This window comes from Galbibacter mesophilus (assembly GCF_023721415.1).
GTDB classification, from domain to species: domain Bacteria; phylum Bacteroidota; class Bacteroidia; order Flavobacteriales; family Flavobacteriaceae; genus Galbibacter; species Galbibacter mesophilus.
In genome coordinates, this window is the sequence record NZ_JAMQVC010000002.1 from 1,016,972 (window position 1) to 1,028,346 (window position 11,375).

The following is an 11,375-nucleotide window of genomic DNA, read 5'->3' on the forward strand; positions in this document are numbered from 1 at the left end:
TTGGACAGTGGCGCAAGTTGGAAGAGGAATTTTAAAAAACAAACGCTAATCTTTAATTACAGTAAAAAAAAATCCCGAAAATTAATTTTCGGGATTTTTTTGTTTATGATAATGAGTGAATTACTTCACTTCTTCAAAATCTACATCTTGTACATCGTCTCCTTCTTTAGCATTGCCCTGTGCATTGGCATCACCTTGAGCATCTGCTCCGGGAGCACCATTTTGCTGTGCTTCTGCCTGAGCCTTGTACATTTCTTCTGAAGCAACTTTCCAAGCCTCGTTGATTTTATCTAAAGCAGGCTGAATGGTATCAACATCTTTAGATTCGTATGCTTTTTTCAATTCTTCTAAAGCATCTTCAATAGGCTTTTTCTTATCATCAGAAAGTTTATCACCAAATTCCTTCAACTGCTTTTCAGTTTGGAAAATCATGGCATCCGCTTCGTTAAGCTTATCCACTTTTTCTTTGGCTTTTTTATCCGCATCAGCATTTGCTTCTGCTTCTTTCTTCATCTTTTCGATTTCCTCCTCGGTTAATCCAGAAGAAGCTTCAATACGAATGTTCTGCTCTTTATTGGTTCCTTTATCTTTTGCTGAAACGTTTATAATACCGTTCGCATCAATGTCAAAAGTTACTTCAATTTGTGGCACTCCTCTTTGCGCTGGTGGAATTCCATCTAAGTGAAAACGTCCAATTGTCTTGTTATCCGCAGCCATTGGTCTTTCCCCTTGAAGTACGTGGATTTCTACAGAAGGCTGATTATCTGCAGCCGTAGAGAATACCTGAGACTTTTTAGAAGGAATGGTTGTATTTGCTTCAATCAATTTGGTCATAACTCCACCCATAGTTTCGATACCTAAAGAAAGTGGCGTTACGTCTAATAGAAGAACGTCTTTTACATCTCCCGTTAATACTCCACCTTGAATAGCAGCACCTACAGCAACTACCTCGTCTGGGTTTACTCCTTTAGAAGGCTTCTTACCAAAGAATTTCTCAACAGCTTCCTGAACCGCAGGAATTCTTGTAGAACCACCTACCAAAATCACCTCGTCGATATCGCTTTTGGAAAGTCCAGCACTTTTCAATGCTTTCTCACACGGTTTGATAGTTCTTTCTACTAAATCTGCAATTAGTTGCTCGAATTTAGACTTGCTTAATGTTTTAACCAAGTGCTTTGGTCCACTAGCAGTAGCAGTAACATAAGGCAAGTTAATTTCAGTTTGATTTGCAGAAGACAATTCAATTTTCGCTTTTTCAGCAGCTTCTTTTAGACGTTGCAAAGCAATTGAATCTTTTCTTAGATCAATATCTTCTTCCGACTTAAACTCTTCAGCCAACCAATTGATGATTTTTTCATCTACATCATCTCCACCTAAGTGTGTATCACCATCTGTTGCCAATACTTCAAAAACACCGTCTCCAAGTTCAAGAATAGAAACGTCATGCGTACCACCACCAAAATCGAATACAACAATTTTTTGGTCGTCACCTTTCTTATCCAACCCGTAAGCCAATGCCGCAGCAGTAGGCTCATTAATAATTCTTTCTACTTTAAGTCCTGCGATTTCACCAGCCTCTTTTGTAGCTTGACGCTGAGAATCGTTAAAATAAGCAGGAACTGTAATAACAGCTTGCGTTACATCTTGACCCAAGTAATCTTCCGCAGTTTTCTTCATTTTTTGAAGAATCATTGCAGATAATTCCTGAGGTGTGTACAAACGTCCGTCAATATCTACTCTTGGTGTGTCGTTATCTCCTTTAACTACTTTGTAAGGTACTCTTTCTGCCTCTCTTGATGATTCAGAAAATTTGTTCCCCATAAAACGTTTAATAGAATAAATAGTTTTATTTGGGTTGGTTACCGCTTGGCGCTTAGCAGGGTCCCCTACTTTTATTTCTCCGCCTTCAACAAAAGCAATTACAGAAGGTGTAGTTCTTTTTCCTTCAGCATTAGGTATTACAACAGGCTCGTTACCTTCCATTACGGAAACGCAAGAGTTGGTAGTACCTAAGTCAATTCCAATAATCTTACTCATGTTTATATTTTTATAGTTTTAAAAAAATCATTTTTAAATTCGGTATGTAAAAGTCAATCTTTATGCCATGCATTTAAAAATGACAAACTGTCATAAACCAATCAAAAACCTGATATGTTAACATATTATTATTACTCCTTAGTAGGCTGTTAACATCTTGCAAAGCGGATATAGCGTATATTTATATATAATCTAAAACAAAATCGACATGAGAAATTTAGTTTTAATTGCAGCTATATTATTGGGCACCACCTTAGGTTTTGCTCAAAACAAAGAAATTTTAGAAGAAACGGTTACAACAACCACTAAAGTTAAAACCAATACGGGAGAAAAAGAATTAAAGGAGACTGTCACCGTAAAAAAAGAACAGGATGTAAATTTAAGTGAAACGGATAAGAATAGTCTAAATCAAGACAGAGCATCTGCGCCTACAAAAGTAACTAAGAAAGAAATGGTAGTAGACGGGGATAGAGAAGTTATTATCGACCGAAAAACAAGTTTCGTTTGTGAAGATAACAGATGTGATTTTATTCCTTTTAACGAAGGGTTCACTATAAATTCTGAAGATCACATGCTGAACGCCACTACTTACCAAAAAGCAGACAATAAATATATTGTAAAAACGAAGCACGGAGACGGCATTGGCTATTTTGACCAAGAAGAAAACTTTATAGTTGAAATAACTAAAGAAGATGGATCAACCGTTAAACGCGTTTACAAGCAGCAATAATTTTAAATAACTATAAAATCTAAGCGACCGAAAATTACGGTCGCTTTTTTTATGTCTCAATCACAGAAATAGGTTTATATTTAAAAGATTTTTAGATAAAATTGAACAATATGCTCAACAAACCAAAAGCTATCATCATCATGGGCGTTTCTGGTTCTGGAAAAACGACCATTGGAAAACTCCTTTCTGAAAAGACCGGAATTACATTTAGCGATGGAGATGATTTTCACCCTGAGAAAAACATAAAAAAAATGGCAGCCGGACATGCCCTAACGGATAAAGATAGGTTGGGTTGGCTGGAAGAAATCAATCAGTTTTGTGTTGAAAAAATAAAGTCAGGAAAAAGTTGTATTGTGGCCTGCTCTGCGCTAAAAGGTTCTTACCGGAAATTATTGAGAAAAGGAATTGAAAAAAACATCGAATTTGTGTATCTCATGGGAAGTTTTGAACTTATAGAAAAACGTTTGGCGCATCGTGGCGCTCATTTCATGCCACTTTCCCTGCTGAAGTCACAGTTTGACACCCTGCAACCGCCAAAACATGCCATTGTAGTTGATATTGCAGATTCTCCCGAGGAAATAGTACAGGAAATAATGGAGCAGTTGTAGTGTTTGAAAGTACTCTAAGCAAACTACCTCGGAGCAAGCCTGCCTTTGCCGGTCAGTTAGGCATACGAAGCATTTTTAGAGAAAGATTTTAATTTCGAGGCAAGACTCAGGATATCATACCCTTTGGTGGTGCCAATAAAAAAAGAAGCCGGTTGGCTTCTTTTTTTATTCGTTTCGATCTGCTTTTTTAGCGGCTCTTTTTTCTTTGATGAGCTCGATGATAGACCCTCCCAACCAATAAGGTATTACAAAAGTCAATAAAAATATCATTAACCAAAATCCAATGGTTAGTACGGTCATAATTGCTAAAAAGCCAAGATATTGATCAAATTCAAACATAGTTTCCGGAAATTTTCTGAATTCGCACCAAAGATACACACAATTCTCATTTTTTATACCATAATATCTATTTTATTTCTTCCGAAGCGCTAGAATCAATTACACCAGAAAACTTCAGTATACATAGAAAAGAAAGTATTAATTACTCCATTTCAATTTAAAACGCTAGAAACTAAACCCCCAATGAGGGATTGACTTATTCTAAACTGTACTCCATTTGCGATAAATCCGCCTATTTCCAAAGTAATATCATTTATTAATTGATATTACTGTAAAAGAAAATGGATAATTTTTTCTTTTAGCGAAGAAGAAAATAACAGCATAGCCTAAGCTACGGTTTTATTTCATGATGAAGATAAAAGTAAAAAGACACATTTTATTCCAGTAATATTGATGAGTAAATGGTATAAATTAAAAGCGTTACAAAACAAACTATTATTGACAGTTTAAATAACTTCAAAATATGTAAATTTGTTCAGTAAAAAATCATTCAACAAGAACTATGGATTTTAGAATAGAGAAAGATACCATGGGGGAAGTTCAAGTTCCTTCAGATAAGTTATGGGGAGCGCAAACAGAACGTTCTAGAAACAACTTTAAAATTGGGGCGCCTGCCACCATGCCTTTAGAGGTAATTTATGGCTTTGCTTATCTTAAAAAAGCTGCTGCCTATACCAATTGTGAATTGGGTGTTTTGCCAATAGACAAAAGAGACCTTATTGCAAAAGTATGTGATGAAATTCTAGCTGGAGAGCATGACGACCAGTTTCCATTAGTGATTTGGCAAACAGGCTCGGGAACCCAAAGTAACATGAATGTTAATGAGGTAATTGCAAACAGAGCGCATCAAATTGCAGGTAAGAAGATTGGTGAAGGCGAAAAAACGTTACAGCCAAACGACGATGTTAACAAATCGCAATCCTCTAACGATACCTTCCCTACCGGAATGCATATTGCCGCTTACAAAATGGTGGTTGAAAATACCATTCCTGGAGTTACTCAACTTCGAAATACACTAAAGAAAAAATCGGAAGAGTTTAAAAATGTAGTGAAAATTGGACGTACACATTTAATGGACGCCACTCCTCTAACCCTTGGCCAAGAGTTTTCTGGTTACGTTTCTCAATTGGACCATGGTTTAAAAGCGTTGAACAATACGCTTGAGCACCTTTCGGAACTTGCTTTGGGAGGAACTGCTGTTGGTACTGGCCTAAATACGCCTAAGGGCTATGCAAAGCGTGTGGCTGAATTTATTGCGAAATTCACTGAACACCCTTTTAAATCTGCTGACAATAAGTTTGAGGCTTTAGCAGCGCATGATGCTTTTGTTGAAACACATGGTGCGTTAAAACAATTGGCGGTTTCTCTAAATAAAATTGCCAACGATATACGTTTAATGGCTTCCGGACCGAGAAGTGGTATTGGCGAACTTATTATTCCTGCCAACGAACCTGGAAGTTCTATTATGCCAGGAAAAGTTAACCCCACACAGTGTGAAGCAATAACCATGGTTTGTGCGCAGGTTATGGGGAACGATGTTGCCGTTACTGTTGGTGGAACACAGGGACATTACGAGTTGAATGTTTTTAAACCAATGATGGCTGCCAATGTATTGCAATCGGCTAGGTTGATTGGCGATGCATGTGTAAGCTTCGAAGAACATTGCGCTAGCGGAATTGAACCTAACCATTCACGTATTAACGAATTGGTAAACAATTCTTTAATGCTGGTTACCGCTCTAAATACTAAAATTGGTTATTACAAAGCTGCGGAAATTGCCAATAAAGCACATGAAGAAGGCACAACTCTTAAAGAAGCTGCCATCGCGCTGGGTTATGTGACAGATGCTGAATTTAACGAATGGGTGAAACCCGAAGATATGGTGGGCGGACTTAAATAAATTTGTCCGTTCACATATTGAAAAGGATTTTTATTTGTTATTTTTTTCAACTTTTAAATCCTTTTTAAAATCAAAATACACTAATTGGCAAAGCCGAGAGAAGGTAACTTCTTTCGGCTTTTTTTAGTAATTTTCGTTCTCAAAACATTACTACTTTTAAAATGAAAAAAGCAGCACTATTAGCCATTTTTCTTCTTTTATTGAACGGATGTAAAAAAGAAAGCAAATCCGAAGAAAATAATATTATTGAGATCAATCAAGCTTCCAAAGAAGATATTTTAGCGGATATTCCCACGGTGGAATGCTACTTGTTTGTACAAGGAAAGGATTCTATTGAGCTTAAAATTGAAATTCAGGACGATGAGGTAATGGGAAGTTTGGCGTACAAATTCTTTGAAAAAGACAATAGCACCGGTTCTTTAAAAGGTGATATAAACGGAGAAATTCTAAAAGCAGATTATACTTTTAAATCAGAAGGCACTACTTCCGTAAGGGAAGTGATTTTCTTAAAAGATGGAAAAACTTATGTACCAGCTTATGGAGAGATGACTTTTAAAGGGGATAAAGAAGTGTTTCAACAAAGTACCAGCCTCGATTTTAAATACAGTCAAGCGCTAAAGCAAGTAGAGTGTGAATGATGGGGAATTGCCAATCGATAATTGTGTTTTGAGTGTATTTCCATGTAAAGTTCAGTTCATCTTTCTCGTTAGAAATACTAAAAGTGAGGTTAAATAATCATCCTAACACGTTGGTGAACCTAAATTTTGACGTTTATTTGGTATAAAAGCACGTTACGAAACGTGTTCTTGGGGTTATATAACGTCAATTTCTAGCTTATTTTCGCCTAAAAATAGGTTGATTAACCTAAATTTTGGCATTGTTTACGTGTAAAGAACATTCCAAGACCTGTCCGTCGGGGCTTGGAATACCAATCGATATGTTAACGAACGTATCCGACGCTATTTTATACACCTCCCGATACGTTGCACAACCTATATTTCGGGGTTATAGACGTGTCCAGATACGTGTACAACCCATAATTTAGGGTTATAGGACGTATCCAAATACATTGTATAACCTATATTTAGAGGTTGCTGAAATTATTTTCACGTTAACCGTCCGAGCGCTATTTCAATTACACAACAGATTTTTGAAATTCAAGAATCGCCTCGGTTTAAAAAATTATACGTTCTCGAAAAACTTCATAATAACTGGATAGTTTCTCTTTAAAGCTGTAATTTTACCGCCAAAATCATAGTCTATGTCTGTAGCAAAAAAAGAATACAAAAGAGTGACCGTTAAATCGCTCGTGGAGATGAAACAACACGACGAGAAAATTTCTATGTTGACGGCATATGATTATTCCATGGCCAAAATTGTTGATGGGGCTGGTATCGATGTTATTCTTGTTGGGGATTCTGCCAGTAACGTTATGGCGGGCCACGAAACTACGCTACCTATTACCCTAGACCAAATGATTTACCATGCTTCTTCGGTAATAAGGGCCATTAACCGTGCTTTGGTGGTGGTAGATTTACCGTTTGGTAGTTATCAATCCGACCCAAAAGAAGCGCTGCGTTCTGCCATTAGAATTATGAAGGAAAGCGGTGCCCATGCCGTAAAGCTGGAAGGCGGTAGAGAAATTAAAGAATCTATAAAACGTATTTTAAACGCGGGAATTCCTGTAATGGGCCATCTCGGACTCACACCACAATCTATTTATAAGTTTGGAACCTATACCGTTCGCGCCAAAGAAGAAGAGGAAGCCAACAAACTTAAAGAAGATGCTAAATTTTTAGAGCGTGCAGGTTGTTTTGCCATCGTTTTGGAGAAAATCCCAGCTACCTTGGCAAAAGAAGTAGCCGAATCGGTTTCTATTCCTGTAATTGGTATTGGCGCAGGAAATGGTGTTGATGGTCAAGTGCTGGTATTGCATGACTTACTAGGAATGACGCATGAGTTTCATCCTAGATTCTTACGCCGCTATTTAAACCTGTATGACGAGATGACCAACGCCATTTCTCAATACGTGGAAGATGTAAAAAACAAGGATTTCCCCAATGAGGAGGAGCAGTATTAATCTTTTTCTAAAATTTATTTCAAAAGAAAAAGTATAAACATTAAGAACGGTAAACGCTCTATTTCTTTTTATTGAGATGCTTGTAGTCATCAAAAAAAGAATATTTCAAATAACTGTTAAAGCATATAAATCGTAGCTAGCAAGTTAATCCAATTTCCATGTCTGAACATTCTACAAAAAATAACCTTCAGGTACTTTACGAGGATAATCATATAATCGTGGTAAACAAACGTGCCGGGGATATTGTTCAAGGCGATAAAACAGGAGACAAGCCACTTTCCGAAGTAATAAAAAGCTATTTAAAAGAAAAATACAACAAACCGGGGAATGTTTATTTAGGGGTGGTGCATCGGTTGGATAGGCCTACCAGCGGTATTGTACTGTTTGCAAAAACATCTAAAGCTTTGCCACGACTGAATAAACTTTTTCAACAAAAAGATGCAAAAAAAACGTATTGGGCATTGGTGAAAAATCAGCCGCCCAAACCAGAGGATACGTTGACCCACTGGATGAAACGCAACCCCAAACAAAATAAATCCTACGCGCATAAAAACGAAGTGCCCGATAGCAAAAAAGCGATTCTTCACTACAAGACCATAAAGAAACTGGATAATTTCTATTTATTGGAAATTGATTTGGAAACCGGTAGACATCACCAAATACGTTCGCAATTGGCTGCCATTGGTTGCCCCATAAAAGGCGATTTAAAATATGGCTTCGACAGGAGCAACAAAGATGCCAGCATACATCTGCATGCTAGAAAACTTACTTTTGAGCATCCTGTTAAGAAAGAAAACGTGTCTATTGTAGCCCCCACTCCCGAGGATTCCCTTTGGAACGCTTGCTCTTGATTTTTTCCTTATCTTTAGGAAAAGCATGTATCATGACAAAAAGCATATTCTTTCTGGGTCTTGTCTTTCTTTTTATTTCCTGCGGAAGTTCAGTAGAAAGTTTTTACGATAGACATAAAAATGATGCAAACGTTACTGCTGTTCGCGTACCAAAATTTATGTATTCCCTTTTGGGGAGCGCATCCCCAGAAGTAAAAGATGTCATGAAAAATGTTTCTGATATACGCTATATGAACCTTCCATCAAGTTCTTCCCTTAAAAATCAGCAAATAAATACCGAAATCGACAAAATTACAAAGAGTGGTTATTCGGATATTTTCAGAAAAAACAATAACGAAAACCGAAGTTTACTTACCGTAAAAGAACAAGGCAATACCATTAAACAAATTATTTTGCACAACAGCAATGGCAGCAACAACTCCCTGCTTTATCTAAAAGGAAATTTTGATGCTGGTAAAATTCGTAAAATGGCTGAAGATGATACGTTTACAGAATTCAACTCTATTTTGGATAATAAATACTAACAAGCGCTAGAAAGGATATCCAAAAGCAAAATTGAGAATAGGATTGCTTAAATCGAAATTGTAACGTCTCTCGCTTGGCTTGTGTATGGGTGCAGCCAAATCCATACGTATTACAAACCCTTGAATATCCACACGAACACCAGCTCCTACGCCTACCCCCAATTCTTTAAGAAATCCTGATGAAAACTCCCCGCCCGGAATATCTGGGTTTATTTTCCGTAGCCAAACGTTTCCAGCATCTGCAAACAAAGCTCCTTTTACGTAAGGAACTAATGGAAAACGATATTCTAAATTGGCTTCCAAACGAATATCACCCGTTTGGTCTAGGTAGCTTTGACTGTTATCGTCTTCGGTGTTTCCTCCGTCTTCATCTCCGGGTTCGTAAGTTCCTGGTCCCAAAGAACGAATTCTAAAAGCACGCACACTAAACGGTCCCCCCGAAAAATACTGTTTTGCGTAAGGCATGCTTTCAGAGTTACCGTAGGCAATACCAATTCCCCCGAAAAGTCGGGCTACCAGCATTTGTTTATCATCTATGTGCAGCTGATACCTAAAATCAACATCACCGCGAACAAATTGAGCAAATTCTAGCCCCATAATTTCTTTTACCCCTTCCTCATTGGGTTTTCCGCTGATAAGGTCTAAAACATTTCCAGCAATCTCGAAGTTGGTAGCAAAGTATATGGGGTTCTTCTTCCTTACGTCGGAAATTTCGTTGTAAACAAAACCGTAAGAAAGTCCGGCTATAAAACGTTGCTCAAAACTTCGTGCGAGAAATTGATTGCCATCTAAAATATCCTGAAACTCTTCAGAAACATTGGAAAGACTACTATAATTAAATCCAAAGGGCGTGAGCTCATGAAAGACATATCTATTGGCATTCCAAGTGTAACCAAAACTTGCCAGAATGGAAGTTGTAGTATAAAACTCTTCCCTGTCTAAATATTCTATTCCCGCGCTTATTTTTGTTTTGGGAACCTCATATTGAAAGCCTAGATCGAATTTATACGGGAATAAAATCCTTGGAAAAATTAAATCCGATTTAAGTCCGAGCTGCAAACTAGTTAGTCCGGCATTATTATTCCCTCCGGCTATCTGTTTTTCATATCCAAAACGTGGCGAGACACTAAAAATCTCTCCACCCTTGAAAAAATTCCTATTGGTGTACGTAAGTGCCAAAGCGGGGCCCACATAATTATTCGATTTAGAATTGGCTTGCACCTCTGCTCTTAAAGAATGTTTGTTTTTAGGAGACAAGAATATTTTAGCATCTAAGAGACCAATACTATCACCTTCTTCAAAAGATTTTACTTTGTCATACCGAATGGTGGTGTACTTGTAAACCCCAATTTTAGACAATCTATTGCTGGTAAATTTGGAAGTTTGTGGATTGTAATATTGACCAGAATCCAACAAAACAAAAGGATCAAGACGTTCCGGTTTAAAGAAATTGCCGTGTTGAATATATTGAATACCATTAATTATAGTAGTATCCTGAGCAGTTTCATCCGCGGTTACTGAATAGTTGGGATATACTTCTACTGAATTTATTTTGTAAGGTATTTTTGATTTTGGTGGAGTTTCCTGCTTCATTCTTAAATACAAATCAAACTTTTTGGTATCGTATTGATTTGTATCTGCCTCAAAAATCAAAAAATCGTCATTAAAATTATAATATCCCCTTGCCTTTAAATAATCGTCAATTCGTTGTCTTTCCTCTTTGAACAATGCCAAATCAAAACGAGTATCTGCCTCGAGCAATGTTTGGTCTATCGACTTTTGAATGGAATCGTAAATAGGCAAACTATCCATATCGATACTCAAAGCATTTAATTTATAAGGAGTGGACACCTGAACTTGATATTGTGTGGTTGCTGTCTTATTTTTTTGATCTACGGAAGAAGTGACAATGTTATTAAAAAACCCCCTGTTTTCAAGTCGGTTTTGAATTAAATCCTCTGTTTTAACAACATCTACATCAGAAAGGTAAACAGGTTCTTCCCCAATCTGTTTGTACAAAAACTTATTTATGAATCCAGGTTTTTCTTTTTGGTTTTTGTAATACGTGAGTAAACCCCATCGGACTCCTAAGAACTTCGAATTTGGCTCTGGCCTCAGCAAATTGTTGAGTTCAGCCTCAATTTCTTTCCTATCCTTGATTTTAGTTTCTGTTTCCAATTCTATATCGCCCCCCGTATAAAGCGATTCCTCAGAGGGAATGTATTTTTTTACGCTACAGGAATAGAATACCAAAAAGGCTAGCAATAGCCATAATAAATTATATGAAAATTTCTTTTTTTTCAAGG

Annotated in this window: 10 protein-coding genes; 7 read left to right on the forward strand and 3 right to left on the reverse strand. The window is 37.1% G+C overall.

Annotated elements, in window-relative coordinates; all coding sequences use genetic code 11:
- Positions 1–120: 120 nt before the first annotated feature.
- Entirely contained in the window at positions 121–2,037 is a 1,917-nt protein-coding gene (gene dnaK / locus NDQ75_RS11230; protein WP_202027572.1) for a molecular chaperone DnaK, read from the reverse strand.
- A 208-nt stretch (positions 2,038–2,245) separates the two neighbouring features.
- On the opposite strand from dnaK, the gene NDQ75_RS11235 reads away from it, so the two are divergent.
- Positions 2,246–2,767 (forward strand): hypothetical protein, encoded by a 522-nt coding sequence (locus NDQ75_RS11235; protein WP_202027573.1) that lies wholly within the window; start codon positions 2,246–2,248, stop codon positions 2,765–2,767.
- Between the two features lie 110 nt (positions 2,768–2,877).
- Positions 2,878–3,375, forward strand: coding sequence for a gluconokinase (locus NDQ75_RS11240; RefSeq protein WP_202027574.1), 498 nt, complete (start codon positions 2,878–2,880; stop codon positions 3,373–3,375).
- Between the two features lie 165 nt (positions 3,376–3,540).
- Here the strand turns inward: NDQ75_RS11240 and NDQ75_RS11245 are convergent, their stop codons facing one another.
- Positions 3,541–3,714 carry a hypothetical protein gene (locus tag NDQ75_RS11245; RefSeq protein ID WP_202027575.1) on the reverse strand — a complete coding sequence of 58 codons (174 nt, stop codon included), beginning with the start codon at positions 3,712–3,714 and terminating at the stop codon, positions 3,541–3,543.
- Positions 3,715–4,216: 502 nt separating this feature from the next.
- Here NDQ75_RS11245 and fumC point away from each other — a divergent pair.
- The 5 genes from fumC to NDQ75_RS11270 all read left to right on the forward strand — a co-directional run bounded on the left by fumC (position 4,217) and on the right by NDQ75_RS11270 (position 9,069).
- Positions 4,217–5,614 carry a class II fumarate hydratase gene (gene fumC / locus NDQ75_RS11250; RefSeq protein ID WP_202027576.1) on the forward strand — a complete coding sequence of 466 codons (1,398 nt, stop codon included), beginning with the start codon at positions 4,217–4,219 and terminating at the stop codon, positions 5,612–5,614.
- A 161-nt stretch (positions 5,615–5,775) separates the two neighbouring features.
- On the forward strand, positions 5,776–6,252 hold the full coding sequence (locus tag NDQ75_RS11255) for a PH domain-containing protein (RefSeq protein WP_202027577.1): 477 nt from the start codon (positions 5,776–5,778) through the stop codon (positions 6,250–6,252).
- A gap of 623 nt (positions 6,253–6,875) precedes the next feature.
- On the forward strand, positions 6,876–7,694 hold the full coding sequence (panB, locus tag NDQ75_RS11260) for a 3-methyl-2-oxobutanoate hydroxymethyltransferase (protein WP_202027578.1): 819 nt from the start codon (positions 6,876–6,878) through the stop codon (positions 7,692–7,694).
- A gap of 158 nt (positions 7,695–7,852) precedes the next feature.
- Positions 7,853–8,545 (forward strand): RluA family pseudouridine synthase, encoded by a 693-nt coding sequence (locus NDQ75_RS11265; RefSeq protein WP_202027579.1) that lies wholly within the window; start codon positions 7,853–7,855, stop codon positions 8,543–8,545.
- 32 nt (positions 8,546–8,577) lie between these two features.
- A complete protein-coding gene (locus NDQ75_RS11270) occupies positions 8,578–9,069 on the forward strand; it encodes a DUF4252 domain-containing protein (protein ID WP_202027580.1) in 492 nt (163 codons plus the stop codon).
- Between the two features lie 6 nt (positions 9,070–9,075).
- On the opposite strand, the gene tamL is transcribed toward NDQ75_RS11270, so the two are convergent.
- A complete protein-coding gene (tamL, locus tag NDQ75_RS11275; RefSeq protein ID WP_202027581.1) occupies positions 9,076–11,373 on the reverse strand; it encodes a translocation and assembly module lipoprotein TamL in 2,298 nt (765 codons plus the stop codon).
- Positions 11,374–11,375: the final 2 nt, after the last annotated feature.

What these genes read in the sequence shown, in the direction of transcription:
- dnaK (WP_202027572.1), bottom strand. Translation starts at nt 2,037, where the DNA reads ATGAGTAAGATTATTGGAATTGACTTAGGTACTACCAACTCTTGCGTT.
- fumC (WP_202027576.1), top strand. Translation starts at nt 4,217, where the DNA reads ATGGATTTTAGAATAGAGAAAGATACCATGGGGGAAGTTCAAGTTCCT.
- NDQ75_RS11270 (WP_202027580.1), top strand. Translation starts at nt 8,578, where the DNA reads ATGACAAAAAGCATATTCTTTCTGGGTCTTGTCTTTCTTTTTATTTCC.
- NDQ75_RS11245 (WP_202027575.1), bottom strand. Translation starts at nt 3,714, where the DNA reads ATGTTTGAATTTGATCAATATCTTGGCTTTTTAGCAATTATGACCGTA.
- NDQ75_RS11255 (WP_202027577.1), top strand. Translation starts at nt 5,776, where the DNA reads ATGAAAAAAGCAGCACTATTAGCCATTTTTCTTCTTTTATTGAACGGA.
- NDQ75_RS11240 (WP_202027574.1), top strand. Translation starts at nt 2,878, where the DNA reads ATGCTCAACAAACCAAAAGCTATCATCATCATGGGCGTTTCTGGTTCT.
- NDQ75_RS11235 (WP_202027573.1), top strand. Translation starts at nt 2,246, where the DNA reads ATGAGAAATTTAGTTTTAATTGCAGCTATATTATTGGGCACCACCTTA.
- panB (WP_202027578.1), top strand. Translation starts at nt 6,876, where the DNA reads ATGTCTGTAGCAAAAAAAGAATACAAAAGAGTGACCGTTAAATCGCTC.
- NDQ75_RS11265 (WP_202027579.1), top strand. Translation starts at nt 7,853, where the DNA reads ATGTCTGAACATTCTACAAAAAATAACCTTCAGGTACTTTACGAGGAT.